Raw genomic sequence first — 18,916 nt, 5'->3', positions numbered from 1 at the left:
GCTCAGTCTGAAAATCAGCCGGAGCGAGCCACCACCGTTTGCCGCCAACAGCCTATGTCTTGACGGAAACAGGCAACCGGCAGCACAATCTCCAGGCAGGCGAAGGGAGGCCAGTCGTCTGCGGGAGGATATACCCATGACGGAAGCGATCAGGCTCTACTGGGGCCGGTTCGGACATGTTTCTGTCCTGAATGTCGCAAGCGACTTCGTCACCCATGCCCATGTCGAGGCGCATCTCATCATCTGGCTCGAAGGCACCGCCGGCGAGATGACCATCGGTCGCGAGACGGTAAGGCTCGGTCCCTGCACCGCCGCCGGCATCAATTCCTTCCAGCCGCACAGCCACGTCCTGTCGCAAAACGGGACGCCCGGTTTGTTCCTCGCCTTCTACATCGATCCCGATTGGGCGCGCCGTCGCCGCGACCTGCCCTCCTCCGCGCCGCTGTTTGCCCAGGCGGCGATCACGCTGGAGCCCTGGCTGCACCAGGCCGCCGCCAGCCTGCTCGACCATCTGACCGACAATGAAAGCGTCGACGATGTTGCCAATTACGAGATCGAGCGCTTCATTGATTCGGTGCTCGATGCCGCCGATGCGTCGGCGCCGCAGGAGGCGCGCATCCGCATCAACACCCTGCAGGATTTCCGCGTCCGCAAGGCCATCCAGCTGATGAAGGCCAATGTCTGCGAACGCATCTCCTTCGACGATGTGGCGCGCAGCGTCGGCCTGTCGCGGCCGCATTTCTTCGCCCTGTTCAAGGAACAGACCAATCTGACGCCCAACGTCTACTGGAACACGCTGCGCATGGAGGAAGCCGTGCGGCAGCTGCAATGGTCGCAGGAGCCGCTGATCTCGGTTGCCTGCAATCTCGGCTTCACCACGCAGGGCAATTTCTCGCGCTTTTTCCGCGACCATGTCGGCGTGCCGCCGACGCTTTATCGCGAGGCCGCGCGGGCAACCGCCTGAGCCTGCTTTTTCAGACTCCTTGATACGCGCACAAGACGCATTGATAAGCGTCAGCCAGGCCACCGCCCTACCCTTGCCCGACTATCGCATTCGCAAGGGAACGTCCTATGGCAAAAGTCACCATCTCGAGCGTCATCGACGCGCCGGTCGAAAAGGTCTGGTCGCGCATACGCGACTTCAACGGCCTGCCGGGCTGGCATCCGCGCATGGTCGAGAGCCATATCGAGGATGGCAAGGACGCCTCGACGATCGGCTGCGTGCGCAATTTCGAGCTGATCACCGGCGCGCGGCTGCGCGAAAAACTGCTCGACCTTTCCGATGAGAACTTCCTCGTCAGCTATTCCATCCTGGAAACGCCGCAGCCGCTGACCAACCACAAGGCGACGCTGCAGCTCAGGCGTGTCACCGATGGCGACCGCACCTATGCCGAATGGACCGCCAGCTTCGATGCAGCCCCCGAAGAAGCCGACAAGATCGCCGCCGGCATGGGGACCAACGTCTTCCAGGGCGGTTTCAACGCACTGAAGAGCCATTTTGCCGGCCAGAGCTGAACTGGGCTTCAGAACAGGAGCGTTCCATGGCGCTTGCCCTCCAGACTTTCCCGACCGTGAAGGACGCCAATGCGGCGCTGAAGGCGCCCGGCACCCGCTATCTCGGCGGCGGCACACTCGTGGTCCGCGCCGCCAATGAAGGCGATGTTTTGGTCTTCGGCCTTGTCAGATCGACCGACCCGGCGCTCACGGCCATCACGGTCGCCGACCGCAAGGTCCGCATCGGCGCATCGGTGACCATGGCGGTGATCGCCCGTCATCCCGAGCTCGCCATCCTTGCCAAGGCCGCGCGCGCCGTCGGCGGTCCGGCGATCCGCAACATGGCGACCGTCGGCGGCAATCTGTTCGCGCCGGCGCCCTATGGTGATTTCGCCGTGGCCTTGCTGGCGCTCGACGCCATGGTCGGCACCGAGGATGGCGAATTGCCGATCGAGACTTTTCTCGCCACGCGGGACGGCAGCCGCTCCATCGTCACGTCAGTCGGTTTCACACTGCCAAAGGCCGATGGCTTCCGTTTCCTGAAAGTGTCGCGGGTCAAGCCCAAAGGCGTTTCGGTGCTCAGCATCGCGGCCGTCCTGGAACAGGCCGCCGACGGCACCGTGTCCTCGGCGCGGATCGCGCTTGGCTGCATGGCGGACCGGCCAATGCGGGCCAAGGCGACGGAAAAGGCGCTCGAGGGAAAGAAACTCGACCAGAACGGCATCGCGGCAGCATTGGCCGCCGCCACCGAGGGCATTGCGCCGGTCACCGATCCGATCGCCAGCGCATGGTACCGCGCTGAAGTCCTGCCGGTCCATCTCGGCCGGCTGCTGCTGGCCTGAAATCACCGTTGGGGGGCGCGCGTCTGTCCGATCCGTCGGGCAGGCGCGCAAGGAGGAAACATGGCGAAGATCCCGGTTCAATTCACGCTCAACGGCTCCGAGAAAGCCGAATTCATCGACAGCGGCACGACGCTGCTCAACGCTCTGCGCGACAAGATCGGCGACACCTCGCCGAAGGGCGGCTGCCACCAAGGCACATGCGGCGCCTGCTCGGTCATCATCGACGGCGAACTCAGGCTGTCCTGCCTGACCTTGGCCGAAACCTGCAATGGCGCTGCCATCACCACGACATCGGGCCTCGCCGAAGGCGGCGTGCTGCATCCGCTGCAGCGCGCCTTCCTCGACACCTTCGCCACGCAATGCGGCTTCTGCACGCCGGGCATGATCATGGCCGCCAAGGTGCTGCTCGACCACACGCCAAACCCCAGCCGCGACGAGGTGGTGGAGGCGCTGTCCGGCAATATCTGCCGCTGCACCGGCTACGAGCCGATCATCCAGGCAGTGCTCACGGCGGCCCGTGCCAATTCGCAGAACGCGGCCTGAGGGACCAACGATGGAATTGCGCAAGAACTACTTCGCCGATGTCCGCAAGGACGATCTGCACGAAATCGGCCAGCCCCGGCCGCGTTCGGATTCGCCCGGCCATGTCACCGGCAAGACCGCCTTTTTCGCAGACCGCAGCTTTCCCGGCATGCTGCACCTGAAGATGGTGCGCAGCCCGCACCACCATGCCCGCATCCGCTCGATCGACACATCCGAGGCGGAGAAACATCCGGGGGTCGTCAAGGTACTGACCGCCAAGGACGTGCCGCACAATGTCTACACCATCCTGATCCTCATCCAGATCGGCCCTGAGGACGAGACGGTGCTGGCCGACGGCAAGGTGCGCTGGAAGGGCGAGGCCGTGGTGGCGGTGCTTGCCGAGACCGAGCGCGCCGCGCAGGAGGCCGCAGCCAAGATCAAGATCGACTACGAAGTGCTGCCGGCCGTCTTCGACATGGAGGAAGCGCTGAAGCCCGGCGCGCCGCTGGTCAACGAATATCACGGCCAGAACTATTACCTCTATGACAGCGGCGAGTGCCGCAAGGTGCGTTTCGGCGATGTCGAGGCGGGCTTTGCCGGCGCCGACCATATCCTGGAGCAGAGCTACCAATCCTCGCCGATCGAGCATGCGCCGACCGAGACCACCGGCTGCGTGGTGGCGCCCGAAGGCAATGACCGCTTCACCTGCTACACCAACACGCAGGCGATGTTCTTCACCCTCGACAACACCTCGATCATCCTGCAGATGCCGGGCAGCAAGCTGCATTTCGTCGGCGGCACGGTCGGCGGCGGTTTTGGCGGCAAGGTCGACGTCATCGTCGAGCCCATCGCCATCCTCGGCGCCAAGCTCACGGGCCGGCCGGTCTCCTTTGTCTACAGCCGTGAGGAGGAAATGCAGATATCCTCGCCCCGCGCGGCCGAAAAGGTCGTCATCAAGGACGGCGTGATGAAGGACGGCCGTATCGTCGCCCGAAAGGTCACCGGCTACACCGATGCCGGCGCCTATTCGCGCCACTCGCCCTATGGCGCGCAGAAGGGTGCCGGACACTATCCGGGCCCCTACACCATCCCCAATGTCTGGATCGACACCTATTGCGTCTACACCAACCGCACGCCGTCGTCGGCCATGCGCGGCTTCGGCGTCACCATCGGCGACTTCGCGCTGGAGGTGCAGATGGACAAGCTGGCGCGGCTGATCGGCATGGACCCGCTCGAATTCCGCTTCATCAACGCCTATCGCGACGGCGACATGAAGGCGCATCGCCAGCCGACGGAAGGGGCAGCGCTCATCGAGTGCATGCAGGAAGCCTCGCGCGCCGCCAACTGGCCGGTGGCGGAGAAATTCATGGCGATGTCCTCCTACAGGAAGGGAGCCTGATATGGCGATCCGGCGCGGGCGCGGCGTTGCCGCGATCAACTATCCCACCGGCATGAATCTCGGCGGCGACCCGACCCAGGCGCTGGTCCATTCGACGCCGACCGGCAATTTCATGGTGACGCTGTCCTCCGTCGATCTCGGCCAGGGCATGAAGCAGATCATGGCGCAGATCTGCGCCGAGACCATCGGCGTGCCGACCGACCGCGTCGTCGTCGACACCGCCGACACCGACACCGGCCCGCACTGCATGGGCACGTTCGCCTCGCGCGGCACGCACCGCGCCGGCAACGCCGTCATCCAGGCGGCCAGGGAAGCGCGCCAGGTGATGCTGGAAGTCGCTGCCGAGGAACTGGAGGTCAACGCCTCTGACCTCGAGACCGACGGCCAGGGCAACATACTGGTCAAGGGCGCACCGCAGAAATCGATCTCGATCTTCGATGTCGCGCTGTCGGCGCATTTCAAGCGCGGCCTGTCCATATCGGGCCGGGGCATGTTCCTGATCCCGCGCTCCTACCCGGACAAGGAGACCGGCGCGATGAAGCCGTCGACCTGCTACGCCCACGCCTGCACCGTGGCCGAAGTCGAGGTCGATGACGAGACCGGCGAAGTCACGGTTTTAACGGTCAAGAACGTGTTCGAGATCGGCCGCGCGCTGAACCCGAAAATGGTCGAGCAGCAGCTGGTCGGCGGTTCCTGGATGGGCATCAGCCACGCGCTCTATGAGACCACCGAGCCCTATTATCCCAACCGCGACCATGGCGGAACCGATTTCAACCAATACCTGATGCCGGGTCCCGGCGACCTCGCGCAGACCGAGATCATTGTGCTGGAGCGGCCGTCGGCGGACGGGCCTTACGGCGCCAAGGGTCCGGGGGAAATGTGCGCCAACCCGCAGATACCGGCGGTCGCCAATGCCGTCTTCGACGCGGTCGGCGTGCGCATCGACACGCTGCCGATCACGCCGGAACGCATCCTGCGCGCGCTCAAGGCGCAAGCGGCAAACTGACATGCCCGAGCTCAGCGCCGAGACTGTCGCGACCTCGCCGGAGGCGGTAGCGCAGCACCTTGCCGCCTCGTGCTACCTGGCCGACGACAGCCTTTCCACGGCCATCTTCCTGGCGATCCGGCTGGGCAAGCCCCTGCTGCTCGAAGGCGCGCCCGGCGTCGGCAAGACCGAAGCGGCCAAGGCGATCGGCGAGCTGCTCGGCCGCGATTTGGTGCGGCTGCAATGCTATGAGGGCATCGACGCCGCTCACGCGCTCTACGAATGGAACTACCAGCGCCAGCTGCTCGCCATCCGCCATGCCGGCGAGCATGAGATCGACATCTATGACGACCGTTTCCTGATCGCCCGCCCGCTCCTGCAGGTCTTGCGGGCACCGGAGCAGCGCGTGCTGCTGGTCGATGAGATCGACCGTTCCGACCATGAATTCGAGGCGCTGCTGCTGGAATTCCTCTCCGACTTCCAAATCAGCATTCCCGAGCGCGGCACCATCCGCGCCGCCGCCCAGCCGATCGTCATCCTGACCTCGAACCGCACCCGCGAACTCGCCGAAGCGCTGCGCCGCCGTTGCGTCTACCACTGGATCGGCTATCCCGAGGCCGAGCGTGAGGCCGCCATCATCATGCTGCGCGCCGGCGATGTCGCCGAGGCCACCGCGCGCGCCGTGGCGGCAGCCGTGCAGACCATCCGTGCCCGGCCGCTGGCCAAGCCGCCCGGTATCGCCGAAGCGGTCGAATGGGCCAACGCCGCCACCATTCTGGAAAAGGGCGGCAGCCCATGGCCCGAGGCCTTCCGCCGCGCCATCGGTGTGCTGATCAAGGACGAGGAAGATCTCTCCTACATCGCGCCCGAGCTTGGCCGCATCGTCGAGGAGGCGCTGGGGTGAGGGCGCTGCCTCGCCCGGCCGCGCCCTTCCTCGGCTTCGGCCGGCTGCTACGCCGCTACGGTTTCGCCGTCGCACCCGAACAAATCTCCGGCTTCATGCAAGCCGTGACATTACTTGGCCCACGCTCAATGTCTGACATCCACGAAGCCGCCCTTGCCACGCTGGCGCCGCCACCCGATCGCCGCGACGAATTCGAGGTCCACTTCCAGAGCCATTTCTACGGCAACACGTCAGCCGTGGTCGAAGGCGAAGCAGACGAGGAAACCCGCATCAAGGATGATGGCGGCGCCGACGATGAGCGGACCGAGGCCGAGCGTAGCCGGGAAGGCGGCGAGCTATCCTCGGCCCTGGAACAGTTGAGCACGCGCGACTTCCAGCGCGACGACGACAGGCTGACCGCCTTTCGCCGAAAACTGTCCTCCGCTTTGCCCGCCCGCCGCTCCTTCCGCACCGTGCGCACCCCTTCGCGTGGCAAGCTCGATCTGCGCCGCTCGCTCAGGGAAATCGTCAGCGCCGATGGCGACGTGCCCTCGCCGCTGCTGCGCCGCCGCCAGACCGTGCCGCGCAAGCTGCTGCTCTTGATCGACGTCTCCGGCTCGATGAAACTGCACACGGCGGACTATCTCAAGCTGGCGCATGCCGCCGTGCAAGGCGCCGGCCGCGCCGAGATATTCACCTTCGGCACGCGGCTCACCCGCATCACCTCGGCCCTGCGCATCCGTGACCGCGATCAGGCGCTGGCCCGCGCGGCAGCCCAGGTCGACGACTGGGACGGCGGCACCCGCATGGGGCCGACGTTGCTCGCCTTTCTCTCCGTGCCGCGCTTCTCGTCCTTCGCGCGTGGAGCAGCAGTCATCATCCTGTCCGACGCTCTGGAGCGCGGCGACCATGCCGAACTGGAGACCGCGATGCGCCGGCTGAGCGCCCGCGCCTTCCGGCTGTCGCTGGCCACGCCTTTGGCCGGCGACCCGCGCTTCCGGCCGGCAACGGCAGCGCTGCGCGCCATCCTGCCTGATCTCGACGATCTCATCGACGGCTCGTCGCTGACCAGCCTCACCGATTTCATCCTGTCGCTCGCCCGCCCTGCCCCCACGGCATCGACAATCTGGAAAAAGGTATCGTGATGCAGAAAGCCATCGACGCGCATTTCCACATCTGGCGCCAGAAGGATCAGCCCTGGCTGGTCGGGCCGATGGTGCCGCGCATCTTCGGCCCCTACGAGCCAATCCGTCGCGACTATCCGATCGGCGAATTCCTCGAGGACCAGAAAGCGTCAGGCGTCGAGAAAGCCGTCTATGTCCAGACCAACTGGGCCAAGGAGGATTTCGAGAAGGAAGTCGCCTTCCTGCAGACGACCGCTGACGAGACCGGCTGGCCGCATGCCATCGTCGGCTATGCCGACATGACGGTCGACGATGTCAGGCCTCAGATCGACCGGCTGATGCAATACAGGCTGCTGCGCGGCGTGCGCATGCAATTGCACTGGCACGGGACGCCGGCTTTCCGCTTTGCCGCCTCGGCGGATCAGGTCATCGACCCCAAGGTGCGGGCCAATGTCGCGAGGCTGAAGGATTACGGCCTGTCCTTCGACCTGCAGCTCTTCCCCGCCCAGATGAAGGACGGGCTGACGCTGGTCGGCGAGAACCCCGAGACCAACTTCATCCTCACCCATGCCGGCATGCTGACCGGCCCGGAGCCGGTAACCACCGAGGCCTGGAAGGCCGGACTTCGCACGCTTTCGGCCGCACCAAACCTCTATGCCAAGCTGTCCGGTCTCGGCACCTTCGTCCACCGCAACGACCCAGCGCTGATTGCCTATATCGTCGACAACGCCATCGATATTCTGGGTGCGGATCATCTGATGTTCGGCTCGAATTTCCCGATCGAGAAGCTCTGGACCAGCCATGCCGAGTTGATCAAGGCGCACCGCGATGCGGTGGCGAAACATGGTGCAGAAACCGAGGCCGGCATTTTCTGGAACACGGCCGAAAAGGTTTATCGGCCAGTGTAGCGCTCTCTTCCTTCTCCCCTTTGTTTGGATCGGGAAAATCGCACACCTGTTCGCGATGTCCCCGGTCCAAACACCCTTGCGGGAGAAAGGTGGCCTCGCGAAGCGAGATCGGATGAGGGGTGCTCCAGGGAACACCACGCCTCACTCCGCTGGAATACCCCTCATCCGTCTCGGCGCTGCGCGCCGATCCACCTTCCCCCACAAGGGGGAAGGAAGAAGCCGCCACACAACCCTTACTGCGTCGGCAACATGCCTTCGACGTCGCTTGCCGCGTCATAGAGCGCTTCCTTGGGTGAGGCCGACTGGTCGACGATGCGCGACAGATTGTCGACGATCGTCTGCGTGACCTTGACCCCATTGTGGCCCGGGAAGGCATACCATGGAACCATCAGCGGCATCTGGCTGAGCCCGGCCTGGAACAGCGGGTTCTTCTTGTAGAAATCGCCGAGATACTCGGGAGACTTCGCCGCCAGTTCGTTGTTGGGGACATAGCCGGTACCCGGCACCACGACGGAGGCGCCATAGGGGCCGGCGGCGAATTTCGCGAACTTCCAGGCGGCCTCCTGCTTGGCCGCGTCCTTGGTCAGGATGACCACGGCATTGCCGCCGGTCGGCAGATGGCCGTTGATCGGATCGATCAGCGGGATCTTGGCCGTGCGCAGGGTGAACTTGTCGCCGACATTCTTGATCGTGTTGACCAGCGCACCGGTGGTCTGGAATTCGAAGCCGACCTTGCCGGCCGCGAACGCCTGTTCGCCCGCCGGCTTGGTGAAGACCGGCATGCCGCCTTCCTTCACCATGCGCTCGAGGGTCTCCACCGCCTTCTCGCCTTCCGGCCCGTTGAAGGCGACCTTGCTTTCGTCCTCGTTCAGCATCTTGCCGCCGGCGCCGAACAGCAGCGCCGAGAACATCCAGTCATCGCCCTGCCAGCGGAAGTCGATGCCGTCGATGCCATTGCCGAGCGCCTTGATGTTGCCGCCGAGCGCGATGACCTCGTCCCAGGTCTTGGGCGGATTGTCCGGATCGCCGCCGGCCGCCTTCACCAGGTCGGCGTTGTAATACATGATCGGATTGGAGGTGGCGAAGGCGAGGCCAACCTGCTTGCCATTGACCTGCGCCAGTTTCAGAATCGTGTCGGAGAAGCCGAGCTCCGCCATATTGCCTTCCTTCTTGACCAGCGGGCCGAGATCGACCGCAACGTCGCGCTCATTGAGCATGCGCAGGCGGTTGAGGCCGATGAAGGTGATGTCGGGCATCTCGTCGGTGCCGGCCTGGCGAAGGATGGTCTGGATGCCCTCTTCATAGGTTGCCGACGGGCTGGCGAACTGGATCCTGATGTCGGGATTTTCCTCCATGAACTTCTTCGAGATCGTGTCCATCACGTTCTTGAAGAAGCCGGGCATCGGGTAGTGAACCGTCAGCGTCGTCTCGGCATAGGCGGGAAGGGCCGCCGCCAGTGACACCGCTGCTGCGGCAAAAATCCTAGAAATATGCTTCATCGTTCGTGCTCCTTGTTGGTCCGATCAGCCTTTGAGACCGGTCATGGTGATGCCCTCGACGAAGCGTTTCTGCGCGAGCAGGAAGGCGGCGACGAGAGGAAGGGTGATGATCAGCGTGGCGGCCATCAGCGCGCCGTAGTCGTCGCCGGCCTCGGCGGCGCGGAAATACATCAGGCCGAGCGGCGGCGTGGCGTAGGCCTGCTTGCTGACGACGATCAGCGGCCAATAGAGATCATTCCAGTGCGCAACGACGGAAAAGATCGCGAAGGCGGTGACCGCCGGCCAGGCATTGGGCACGATGACGCGCGCGACGATGCCGAGTTCGGACATGCCGTCGAGCCGCGCCGCGTGCAGCAGGTCGTCGGGCATGGCGCGGAAGAACTGCAGGAACATGAAGATCGCGAACACCGAAATGGTGAAGGGCGCGACCAGCGAGGTGTAGCTGTTCAAGAGCGACATCCTGTCGAAGGCGACATAGAGCGGCAGCGCCGTCGCATGGATCGGCACCAGCAGGCCGAGCATGACCAGCACCATCATCAGCCGCGCGGCGCGGAACTTCAGCTTGGCCATCGCATAGGCGCAAGGGATCGCCACCACGACCTGGAAGAAGAAGATCAGGCCGCACACGATGACACCGTTCCACAGCAGCGTCGCCATCGGCACCTTGGCAAACGCCTTGGCGAAATTCTCGGCGAAGTAGAAATGCTGCGGGATGAGCGCCAGCGACGAGGTGAAGATGTCGCTCTGCGTTTTGCCCGCGGTCGAGATCATGAAGATATAGGGCGCAAGGATCATCAGCGCGCCGAGCGAAAGCAGCGCGAAGCGGATGATGCGGCCGGCCGGGATGCTGTTCATGTGTAATGCACCCGCCGGTCGAGCACGCGGTATTGCAGAAGCATTAGCACGATCAGGATCGCCAGGAAGACGACCGTCATCGCCGAGGCGTAGCCGACGCGCAGATAGACGAAGCCTTCCTGGTAGATGGTGAAAAGCAGCACTTCGGAGGCCTTGTTGGGGCCGCCGTCGGTAAGCATCTTCACCGTTTCGAAGACTTTCACCGCATTGGTGATGCTGATGGTGACGACGAACAGCGTCGTTGGTCCGAGCATCGCCCAGGTGACCAGGAAAAACCGGTCGAGCGCCGATTTCGCGCCGTCGACATGGGCGGCGGCATAGAGCTCGCGCGGGATGGCCGTCAGGCCTGCCAGGAACAGCACCATGTTGAAGCCGACCGACTGCCAGATGCCGATGATCGACAGGCTGTAGAGCACGGTATTCGACGCGCCGAGCCAGTTCGGGCCGGGAATGCCGGCAAGCGAAAGCAGCGCGTTGAGCGGCCCGATCGTCGGGTGGAAGATGTATTGCCAGACGGTCGCCATGGCGACAATCAGCGAGGCGACCGGCAGGAAATAGACGGTGCGGAAGAAACCGCGCGCCCGCCCCTCGCCTTCGATCAGCAGGGCAACCCCCAGGCCAAGCACGATCGACACCGGCGCGACGATGGCCGTATAGACCGAGGTGTTCCACAGCGACCGGCGGAAGGTGCGGTCGTTCAGGAGATGCGCGTAGTTCTCGAAGCCGACGAAGCGAAACTTGCCGTAGCCGAGCTCGAAATCGGTGAAGCCGAGGAAGATGACGGCGGCCACCGGCAACAGCACGAACAGCAGCAACAGCACGATGGCCGGCGCCGCCAGCAGCCAGGCGGTCCGGTCTTCGCTGCGCGCACGCAGCGCCGCGGCGCTCGCGACATTGCCCGCCAGCGCGACGCTAGACAAAGGCCGGCTCCTGCCGCGCACCTGCCGCGACGCGCAGCCGCTTTCCTTCCGGCCCGAAGACCATCGCCTGCTCAGGGGCCAGGACGAGACCCACCTTCATTCCTGCGATCAGGTCCTTCGCCTTATGCGGTGCCAGCTTGGCGACGACGGCGTCGCCGGAGGTCTCGAGCCGGCAATGGGCAATGACTTCCGAGCCGAGGAACTCGAGCCGTTCGATCATCCCGGCAAGGCCGCTCCGGCCGCTGGGAGACAGTTTGACGAATTCCGGCCGGATGCCGAGGCTGACCGGGCCGTTCGCCACCTTCTCCAGCAAAGCCAGCCGGATGCCTTCGAAACCGACACGGCCGTTTTCGGCGAACGCCGGGATGATGTTGATCCTCGGCTGGCCGACGAAACGCGCGACCTCGATATGGGCGGGATCGTTGTAGATCATTTCCGGCGCGGCGAGCTGCAGCAGATTGCCGCCGATCATCACCGCCACCCGGTCGGCCATCGAAAGCGCCTCGGCCTGGTCGTGCGTCACATAGAGCGTCGGCACGCCGGCGCGGCGGTGCAGTTCGACGATCTCGCCGCGGGCATGGACGCGCAGATTGGCATCGAGGTTGGAGAGCGGCTCGTCCATCAGGAAGATGCTGGGATGGCGCACCATGGCACGCGCCAGCGCCACGCGCTGGCGCTGGCCGCCCGACATCTGCCCCGGCTTGCGGTCGAGCAGATGGTCGATCTTGAGCAAACCCGCCATCTCGCGGACATCGCGTGCGATGCCGGTGCGAATATCCTTTTGGCCGGGCAGCAGGGGGCCGACCAACGGCAGGCGCTGCGACCGGCTCAGCCGCTTCATGGCGAGCGGCACGGCGATGTTCTGCCCAGCCGTCAGATGCGGGTAGAGCGCGTAGGACTGGAACACCATGGCGATGTTGCGGTCGGCCGCGGCGACCGGCGACATGTCCTTGCCGCCGACGAAGATTTCGCCGCTGTCGGCATGGTCGAGCCCCGCCAGAATGCGCAGCAAGGTGCTCTTGCCGCATCCGGAAGGGCCGACGAGCGCGATGAATTCGCCGGCTTCGACATCGAGGCTAACGCCATTCAGAATGGCGTTGCCACCAAAGGATTTTTTCAGCCCGCGAAGCGACAGCGCGCTCATGACGCCACCCGCTTTCGAACCTTGTGCGCCTCGTGCGGATAGACCTCGGCCACCACGTCATCGAGGACGTAAGCCGTCATGCCGGGTATGGCGACAATCTCGCTGGCGACGGTGTCGCCGAATTGATGCCCGAGTTGATGGATGACGGCGCCAAGCAGCCGTTCGCCCGGCATGTCGCGCTCCATGTCACCGACCACGAAGGCGGCCGACGGCCCCCATACAAGCGACGTGCTTTCGTAGTGGCCTTGCCATGCCCGGTGCAGGTGGCCGCTTGCGAACAGCGCGACATCGTGCGCGGCGATCAGATCGTAGAGGCGCTGGCGCTGCGCCGGCCTGACGCTCCAGTAGCCGGTGTCGCCCTCGCCGGGCGCATCGACGAACAGCGGCTTGTGGGCGAAGAGGGCGATGCTCCGGCCGCCACGGCTTTCCAGCACGGTGCGCAGCCAGTCGAACTGCGCCTCGTCCTCCGCATCGTCGAAGCCCATCAGCAGGCTGTCGAGGCCGATGAGGCGCCATCTCCCTGCATCCTCCATCCAGTAGTCGTGCCCAACCAGCCGGCGCCAGCGCTCAAGGCGCCCGGCATTGACCGGCTGCAACGAACCCGGCAGGTGGCCGACATCGTGATTGCCGGGCACCAGCAGCATCGGCGTGGAGATTTCCCGCATCAGATCCATGCAGAAGGCGATATCGTCATCCTTGTCGGCACCGTCGACACTGAGGTCGCCGGTGTGGATGACAAGGTCGGCGCCGCTCTGCTCGATCCAGGCGGCGAGCGGTGCCCAATTGCCGTTGAAATGCGGCTTGGTCGGACCGAAATGGGTGTCTGTAATCTGAACGATTTTCATGCCGGCTCCACCATACGAGCCGCGCCCCAGGCAAGCGGTATCGCATGGGGCTTCCTTAGTGCCGTTCCATGTCACTTCCTTAACAGCGGCCGGGATAAACCGCGCAATTGCAGGCAACGGTCGTCGAAGAGGGCTGGAGGCACGCACCGCAACGTGGAAACCGAAAAGATTTCAGTCGCTTACCGCCGGTGCGCGACACATTGGCTGCGCTCACAATCTTGTGACGGCGCGCGAAAAGCTCACTTCACCTCGAATTGCGGATCGACCGGGATCTGCATCGCCGTCACCAGATGGTTGGTTTGGCCGGCGAGCCCGATGATCGAGATAAGTTCGCCATGCTGCGCGTCGGTCATGCCCTTGGCCCGGGCCGCCGCCGTATGCGAGTGGACGCAGTAGGAGCAACCATTGGCGGTCGACACCGCGATGTAGATCATTTCCTTGGTCAGCGGATCGATGGCGCTGTCCGCCACCATCACCGCCTTCAGCTGTTCCCACACCCGCTTCAGCGACGCCGGATCATTGGCCAGCCCGCGCCAGAAATTGTTGACGAAATCCGACTTGCGCGTCGCCCTGATATCGTCGAACACGGCCTTCACCGCCGGGATTTTTTCGACCTCGGGATCGCTGAGCAGTCTTGTGGTGGCCATGGCGTTTTTCCTTCGTTGAACCGATGGATCAGGTCGTCGAATCAGGTCTCGAGCAAAGGTGGCTAATCGGCTCTTCTGATTCAGTTTTCGACGTGCGCACCAGCCAGCATCCTAATGCACCGCCGCGTACATGATCTTCTCCTCCGTCGCCTCCGCCGGCGAAAACTCTTCGACGATGCGGCCCTGTCGGCACACCAGAATCCGGTCCGACAGGTTCATGATCTCCGGCAGGTAGGACGAGATGACGACGACGGCCAATCCCTCATCGGCCAGCCGATTGATGATCTGATGGATCTCGGCGATGGCGCCGACATCGACGCCACGCGTCGGCTCGTCGAAGATGACGATGCGCGGCTGCTGCACCAGCCCCTTGCCTATCACCACCTTCTGCTGGTTGCCGCCGGACAGTTCGACCACCCTGGCATTGTCGTTGATCGCCTTGATGTTGAGCGTCTTCGTCCATTGTGCCGACAGCTGCCGCATCTCCTGTTGGTTGATCACCCAGGCCTTTTCGCGGCCCGCGGCGAGCAGCCCCCCGAACAGGTTCTCGGCAATGCCCATCGTCTCGAAGATGCCTTCGCTCTTGCGGTCCTCGGTGACGTAGACGATGCCGTCGGCCACCGCCTCGCTCGGCACGAGATAGCGCACAGGCCGATCGTCGAGCTCGATCGCGCCGCCGCGCAGAAAATCGCGCTTGTAGATGCCCGACACGATCTTGAAGGTCTCGGTGCGGCCGGAACCGATCAGCCCGAACACGCCGGTGATCTGGCCTTCGAAGATCGAGAAGGAATTGTTGCGCACGACATTGCTCATCGAAATGTCCTGCACCGACAGCACCTTCTTGCCGGCCTTGCGCAGTCTGGCCTCGTCGCGCTGACGGTAGATCTGCCCCGACAATGTGCGCCCGACCATGGCCGCGACGATCTTGTCGCGGTCGAAGGTCGACGTGTGATCGGTGATGACCAGTTCTCCGTCGCGCAAAACGGTGATGCGATCGGCAATGGCAAGCGCCTCTTCCAGCGCGTGGCTGATGAAGACGATGGAGACGCCACTCGCCTTGAGCCGACGGATCAGCGCGAAGAAGTGGCGTTTTTCCTCCGGCGTCAGCGTCGCCGTCGGCTCGTCGAAAATGATGATCTCGGCATTGTGGTGGACAGCGCGCGCGATCTCGACCATCTGCCGCTTGGCCGCGCCCAGCGTCGCCACCATGGCGTTGGGATCGACGGGGAAATTCAGGGACTGCAGGAACTGCTGTGCTGAAATATACGTTCCGCGCAGCCGGTTGAGGAATTTCTCAGTGCCGAGATAGAGGTTTTGCGCCACCGTCATCGACGGCACCAGGCTGGTTTCCTGGAACACCATGGCGATGCCGGCCTCGAGAGCCGCGTGCGGCGACGCATAGGCGATCTCGCTGCCCTTGTGGAACATCTTGCCGGAGGTGGCGTCGACCACCCCTGCGATGATCTTGGTCAGCGTGGATTTGCCGGCGCCGTTCTCGCCGAGCAGCGCGTGGATCTCGCCCTTGCGCAAGTCGAAGCTGACATTCTTGACCGCGGGCACGCCGCGATAGTTCTTGGTGACGTTCTCCAGACGGACGATCGGTTCCATCAAAAACCTCCCGAAGCGAGGTCGACAGCCAGAACGCAGTCGCCGCCCTTGGAGGCGATGAACAGCCGGCCGGCCTTTTCCGTCACGCTGCAGATGCCGTGGCGTGTGCCGTTGGCGCGGCTGTGCAGGCTGAATTGCGGCTGCATCTCTGCGTCGAGCCTGACCACCAGGCCGTAGGAGCGGCTCGGCGACCACGGCTTGTGGATGCCCATGGTGCGGATGCCGCCGCACTGCAGCGGCTCGAGGAAGCTGCGGTTGGAGGCCAGCGCCGGCGCGATCCAGTAGGCCGGCGGCACCTGGTCGATCATATCCTGCCGGTAGTGCGTTTCCTGCAGAACGAATTCGATCAGCCGGTTGCGTGGTGCAAACAGCGCCAGCCAGGCGCCGCCATCGCCGGCCGGAGAAAGCCGCGCGGGATAGCCGGGCAGATGCGTCAGCACGGTTGAACGGCTGCCCGCAGCGCCGTCAAAGCGGATGAGCTGATGGCGCCAGCTTTCGCTGACCAGCACGTCACTGCCGATTAGGTGGAGCCCATGGGGAAAGGCGAGATCGCCGGCCACCTTGCGGAATTCGCGGCCCGTCGCGTCGCGTTTCCAAAGCGAACCGGACGCACCCTTCTTCATCAGATCGGCCGCCCATTGCGAGGGCGCATGTTCGGCCGAACCATTGGCCAGCCACAGCGTGCCGTCTTCGGCATAGGCAAGTGCTGTGATGCAGCTGAGATCAGCCGGCAGCGAAAGCTCCTTGCCTGATACCAGCAGCTTGCCGCTTTCCAGTGCCACCGTGAGTTCGCCCGATGGCGACCCGGCCAGAGCCGTGATGGGCGACGGAAAGGTCTCGATCACCTTGGGCTCGGCTCCGGCGGCAAGCGAATAGACTGCGTTGCCGCTGGAGGCGAGCAGCCGATCACCGGAGGCCAGTAGATTGTCAGGCTCGCTCAGCTCGGCAAACGACGATGCATCGTCCAGCCGCGTGTTGGGCCGGAAAGCGCCATCCAGCGGTGGGATGGTGACCGCCTTGCCGCGAAACATGTCCAGGATCGGAGCGAGGATCATGGCTTTGCTCCCCAATAGGAAGCCGGGCTGGTCCAGTTCGGATCGGCGCCTGAAATCCTGTAGCGGCCGACGCGGTTGTTGAGGATGCCGCCGACGAAGAGGTAGCCCTTGTGTTCGCGCATCGAGGTAACCATCGGATGCGCGGCGCCGGAAAGGTCGCCCAGAGCCTCGACGATGCCGCCCTTCTGGTTGAATTTCACCACGCCGCCGGTGTTGATGTTGGGAAACAGCCACTCGTCCTGCGGCAGCCGGCGCGTCATGCGCTTGCGCATGTCGGGATGGCGCAGCGACAGGTCGAAGCTCGGCGTGCGCATGCCGAGCCACGCCATCCAGTAATTGCCGTCGGAAGCGCGGTTGATGTTGTCGGGATAGCCCGGCATGTCGCGGATGACGCATTCGGCGGTGCCGGCCTTCGGCCCTTCCAGCCAGTAGCGATGCACGCGGCAGGCCCAGCTTTCGGCGAACAACAGCGATTTGCCGTCATGCGCCATGCACACGCCGTTGGTGTAGCGGTAGCCGTCGAGCAGGGTCTTCGTCGACCCGTCCCCGGGGTCGTAGACCAGCAGCCGCCCGGTGGCGCGGTTCTCGATCGAGTCAAGCGCCCAATCATGGGCGTCGTAGCGCTTGGTCGAGTCGGTGAAATAAATGCGCCCGTCGGGAGCGATGTCGCAATCGTTGGGATCGCGCAGCCGCGCATCGTCGACGATCGAGGTCCAGGAGCGCGCAGTCTCGGCCGACAGGCGTTTTACTTCCCGCTGCGGCGAGACGGAATAGAGCCCCATGGCGCCAACACAGCTGATCAGATTGCCTGACTTGTCGAAGGCCAGGCCCAGCGGGAAGCCGCCAATATGGGCGAACACTTCCGACCTGACATAGTCCGGCGCGAAGAAGCGGACGATCTCGCCATGGCGGGTGCCGCAATAGAGATGGTCGTCGCGGTCGAGGATGACATCCTCCGGCCCCTCCAGTTCGCCAAGCCCGATATGGTCGGCCGCCGACAGCCGGTTGTCGAGTTCGTAAGGCGTGCCGGAGCCCGGTACCGCCGACTGTGTCTCGCCCATCTTGAGGTAGACCGGCGCGACATAGACTTCGTTCAGCACCTTATGGCGGTTCTTCAGCCAGCGGATGTCGATGGTCACCGCCACCGCCAGCATGATGCCGAGCACCATCTGGTTGGTGCCGGTGCCGTAGCCCAGCCGGATCAGCCCGTTGGTCATGGTCAAGACGATGATGGCGCCCATCAACCCCTTGATCACCGAGCCGCGCCCGCCGCCCAGGCTGACGCCGCCGACCACCGCCGCCGTCAGCGCCATGATCTCGAGGTTGAGGCCGGTGCCCGGCCCTGCCCCGCTCAAACGGCAGGCGATGAGAAAACCGCCGATCGAAGCGCAGAAACCGGAGAAGACATAGGTCATGAACACGGTGCGGCGCACGCGGATGCCGGCATTGTGCGCCGAGCGCCGGGAGCCGCCGACCGCCAGCACATGCCAGCCCGGCCGCGAGCGCGTCAGCGCGATATGGGTGACGATGGCAAGGATGATGGCGAGCCACACCGAGACCGAGAGCCCCCAAAAGGTGCTGTCGCCGATGAAATCCAGCACATCCGAGGTAGCGGTCGAAAGCTGCACGTCGGCGGCGTAGGTGGTGACCAATATGTCGAACAGCGCCCGGCCGAAGATGAAGGTGACCAGCGTGGTGAGGAAGGCGCGCAGCCTGAGGTAGCCGACGAGGTAGCCGTTGATGGCGCCGAAGATCAGCCCGGTGGCGAGCGAGGCGGCCATCGCCAACCAGATCGACTGTTCCAGGATGAAGAAGACATAGACGGCGGAGAAGCAGGACAGCGCGAAGATCGAGCCGACCGACAGGTCGATGCCGCCGCCCAGCATCACCACCGTCATGCCGGTGACGACCATGGAGAATTCGCCGAGCTGGCGGGTTGATTCCTGCAGCGCGTTCAGCTTGAAGAAGCCCGGAATGATCGAGCCGAAACTCACCAATGTCACCACCAGCGCCAGGAAGGGAATGGCGTTGTCGGTCCAGCGTTTGGTCAGGATCTCGCCGACCAGATGGTCGGGCACGAGATTGTAGCGCCAGGATTGGAGGCGTTCGCGAAAGGACATTGGCTGCCGTGGCTCATGAGAAAGAGGTGGCCGAACTGATCCGGCCACCTCGTGGAGTCTGTTCGA

The 18,916-nt window shown here is 64.2% G+C and carries 18 protein-coding genes; 9 read left to right on the top strand and 9 right to left on the bottom strand.

Annotated features, from left to right (window positions below):
* The first annotated feature begins 136 nt into the window (after nt 1-136).
* From FJV83_RS10485 to FJV83_RS10445, 9 genes are all read left to right on the top strand, one after another.
* A complete protein-coding gene (locus tag FJV83_RS10485) occupies nt 137-964 on the top strand; it encodes an AraC family transcriptional regulator (protein WP_142887149.1) in 828 nt (275 codons plus the stop codon).
* 107 nt (nt 965-1,071) lie between these two features.
* A complete protein-coding gene (locus FJV83_RS10480) occupies nt 1,072-1,515 on the top strand; it encodes an SRPBCC family protein (protein WP_095773850.1) in 444 nt (147 codons plus the stop codon).
* A gap of 26 nt (nt 1,516-1,541) precedes the next feature.
* Entirely contained in the window at nt 1,542-2,336 is a 795-nt protein-coding gene (locus tag FJV83_RS10475; protein ID WP_142887150.1) for an FAD binding domain-containing protein, read from the top strand.
* 60 nt (nt 2,337-2,396) lie between these two features.
* The gene (locus FJV83_RS10470; protein ID WP_095773848.1) at nt 2,397-2,879 is read left to right on the top strand and encodes a (2Fe-2S)-binding protein; all 483 of its coding nucleotides are present in this window, start codon (nt 2,397-2,399) and stop codon (nt 2,877-2,879) included.
* Nucleotides 2,880-2,889: 10 nt separating this feature from the next.
* Nucleotides 2,890-4,257, top strand: a complete 1,368-nt coding sequence (locus tag FJV83_RS37535; RefSeq protein WP_095787673.1) for a xanthine dehydrogenase family protein molybdopterin-binding subunit — start codon at nt 2,890-2,892, stop codon at nt 4,255-4,257.
* A 1-nt stretch (nt 4,258) separates the two neighbouring features.
* Nucleotides 4,259-5,263, top strand: a complete 1,005-nt coding sequence (locus tag FJV83_RS37530) for a molybdopterin cofactor-binding domain-containing protein (protein ID WP_142887151.1) — start codon at nt 4,259-4,261, stop codon at nt 5,261-5,263.
* 1 nt (nt 5,264) lies between these two features.
* Nucleotides 5,265-6,146 (top strand): MoxR family ATPase, encoded by an 882-nt coding sequence (locus FJV83_RS10455; RefSeq protein WP_142887152.1) that lies wholly within the window; start codon nt 5,265-5,267, stop codon nt 6,144-6,146.
* 5 nt (nt 6,147-6,151) lie between these two features.
* Nucleotides 6,152-7,270 (top strand): VWA domain-containing protein, encoded by a 1,119-nt coding sequence (locus FJV83_RS10450; RefSeq protein WP_185973472.1) that lies wholly within the window; start codon nt 6,152-6,154, stop codon nt 7,268-7,270.
* Entirely contained in the window at nt 7,270-8,157 is an 888-nt protein-coding gene (locus FJV83_RS10445) for an amidohydrolase (protein ID WP_185973471.1), read from the top strand. The genes FJV83_RS10450 and FJV83_RS10445 overlap by 1 nt, the downstream gene beginning before the upstream one ends.
* A 233-nt stretch (nt 8,158-8,390) precedes the next feature.
* On the opposite strand, the gene FJV83_RS10440 is transcribed toward FJV83_RS10445, so the two are convergent.
* The 9 genes from FJV83_RS10440 to FJV83_RS10400 all read right to left on the bottom strand — a co-directional run bounded on the left by FJV83_RS10440 (nt 8,391) and on the right by FJV83_RS10400 (nt 18,850).
* Nucleotides 8,391-9,656: an ABC transporter substrate-binding protein gene (locus FJV83_RS10440; RefSeq protein ID WP_095787669.1), complete on the bottom strand. Its 1,266-nt coding sequence runs from the start codon at nt 9,654-9,656 to the stop codon at nt 8,391-8,393.
* A gap of 24 nt (nt 9,657-9,680) precedes the next feature.
* Nucleotides 9,681-10,511 carry a carbohydrate ABC transporter permease gene (locus FJV83_RS10435; protein WP_095773841.1) on the bottom strand — a complete coding sequence of 277 codons (831 nt, stop codon included), beginning with the start codon at nt 10,509-10,511 and terminating at the stop codon, nt 9,681-9,683.
* The gene (locus FJV83_RS10430) at nt 10,508-11,431 is read right to left on the bottom strand and encodes a sugar ABC transporter permease (protein WP_142887154.1); all 924 of its coding nucleotides are present in this window, start codon (nt 11,429-11,431) and stop codon (nt 10,508-10,510) included. The genes FJV83_RS10435 and FJV83_RS10430 overlap by 4 nt, the downstream gene beginning before the upstream one ends.
* Nucleotides 11,424-12,575 carry an ABC transporter ATP-binding protein gene (locus tag FJV83_RS10425; protein WP_142887155.1) on the bottom strand — a complete coding sequence of 384 codons (1,152 nt, stop codon included), beginning with the start codon at nt 12,573-12,575 and terminating at the stop codon, nt 11,424-11,426. Before FJV83_RS10425 ends, FJV83_RS10430 begins: the two co-directional genes overlap by 8 nt.
* The gene (locus FJV83_RS10420) at nt 12,572-13,420 is read right to left on the bottom strand and encodes a metallophosphoesterase (protein WP_142887156.1); all 849 of its coding nucleotides are present in this window, start codon (nt 13,418-13,420) and stop codon (nt 12,572-12,574) included. Before FJV83_RS10420 ends, FJV83_RS10425 begins: the two co-directional genes overlap by 4 nt.
* A 239-nt stretch (nt 13,421-13,659) precedes the next feature.
* Nucleotides 13,660-14,067, bottom strand: a complete 408-nt coding sequence (locus FJV83_RS10415) for a carboxymuconolactone decarboxylase family protein (protein WP_142887157.1) — start codon at nt 14,065-14,067, stop codon at nt 13,660-13,662.
* A gap of 111 nt (nt 14,068-14,178) precedes the next feature.
* Complete coding sequence (locus FJV83_RS10410) at nt 14,179-15,675, bottom strand: sugar ABC transporter ATP-binding protein (RefSeq protein ID WP_142887158.1); 1,497 nt, start codon at nt 15,673-15,675, stop codon at nt 14,179-14,181.
* Nucleotides 15,675-16,730, bottom strand: a complete 1,056-nt coding sequence (locus FJV83_RS10405) for a hypothetical protein (RefSeq protein ID WP_142887159.1) — start codon at nt 16,728-16,730, stop codon at nt 15,675-15,677. Before FJV83_RS10405 ends, FJV83_RS10410 begins: the two co-directional genes overlap by 1 nt.
* On the bottom strand, nt 16,727-18,850 hold the full coding sequence (locus FJV83_RS10400) for an SMP-30/gluconolactonase/LRE family protein (protein ID WP_142887160.1): 2,124 nt from the start codon (nt 18,848-18,850) through the stop codon (nt 16,727-16,729). The genes FJV83_RS10405 and FJV83_RS10400 overlap by 4 nt, the downstream gene beginning before the upstream one ends.
* Nucleotides 18,851-18,916: the final 66 nt, after the last annotated feature.

This window comes from Mesorhizobium sp. WSM4307, assembly GCF_007003945.1.
Lineage (GTDB): Bacteria > Pseudomonadota > Alphaproteobacteria > Rhizobiales > Rhizobiaceae > Mesorhizobium.
The sequence above is the reverse complement of the archived record's forward strand: the minus strand, read 5'-3'. Positions and strand labels throughout refer to the sequence as shown.

Bases quoted from the DNA above. Each gene is read 5' to 3' on its own strand.
- FJV83_RS10485 (WP_142887149.1), top strand. From the start codon at position 137: ATGACGGAAGCGATCAGGCTCTACTGGGGCCGGTTCGGACATGTTTCT.
- FJV83_RS10480 (WP_095773850.1), top strand. From the start codon at position 1,072: ATGGCAAAAGTCACCATCTCGAGCGTCATCGACGCGCCGGTCGAAAAG.
- FJV83_RS10475 (WP_142887150.1), top strand. From the start codon at position 1,542: ATGGCGCTTGCCCTCCAGACTTTCCCGACCGTGAAGGACGCCAATGCG.
- FJV83_RS10470 (WP_095773848.1), top strand. From the start codon at position 2,397: ATGGCGAAGATCCCGGTTCAATTCACGCTCAACGGCTCCGAGAAAGCC.
- FJV83_RS37535 (WP_095787673.1), top strand. From the start codon at position 2,890: ATGGAATTGCGCAAGAACTACTTCGCCGATGTCCGCAAGGACGATCTG.
- FJV83_RS37530 (WP_142887151.1), top strand. From the start codon at position 4,259: ATGGCGATCCGGCGCGGGCGCGGCGTTGCCGCGATCAACTATCCCACC.
- FJV83_RS10455 (WP_142887152.1), top strand. From the start codon at position 5,265: ATGCCCGAGCTCAGCGCCGAGACTGTCGCGACCTCGCCGGAGGCGGTA.
- FJV83_RS10445 (WP_185973471.1), top strand. From the start codon at position 7,270: ATGCAGAAAGCCATCGACGCGCATTTCCACATCTGGCGCCAGAAGGAT.
- FJV83_RS10440 (WP_095787669.1), bottom strand. From the start codon at position 9,656: ATGAAGCATATTTCTAGGATTTTTGCCGCAGCAGCGGTGTCACTGGCG.
- FJV83_RS10435 (WP_095773841.1), bottom strand. From the start codon at position 10,511: ATGAACAGCATCCCGGCCGGCCGCATCATCCGCTTCGCGCTGCTTTCG.
- FJV83_RS10425 (WP_142887155.1), bottom strand. From the start codon at position 12,575: ATGAGCGCGCTGTCGCTTCGCGGGCTGAAAAAATCCTTTGGTGGCAAC.
- FJV83_RS10420 (WP_142887156.1), bottom strand. From the start codon at position 13,420: ATGAAAATCGTTCAGATTACAGACACCCATTTCGGTCCGACCAAGCCG.
- FJV83_RS10415 (WP_142887157.1), bottom strand. From the start codon at position 14,067: ATGGCCACCACAAGACTGCTCAGCGATCCCGAGGTCGAAAAAATCCCG.
- FJV83_RS10410 (WP_142887158.1), bottom strand. From the start codon at position 15,675: ATGGAACCGATCGTCCGTCTGGAGAACGTCACCAAGAACTATCGCGGC.
- FJV83_RS10405 (WP_142887159.1), bottom strand. From the start codon at position 16,730: ATGATCCTCGCTCCGATCCTGGACATGTTTCGCGGCAAGGCGGTCACC.
- FJV83_RS10400 (WP_142887160.1), bottom strand. From the start codon at position 18,850: ATGTCCTTTCGCGAACGCCTCCAATCCTGGCGCTACAATCTCGTGCCC.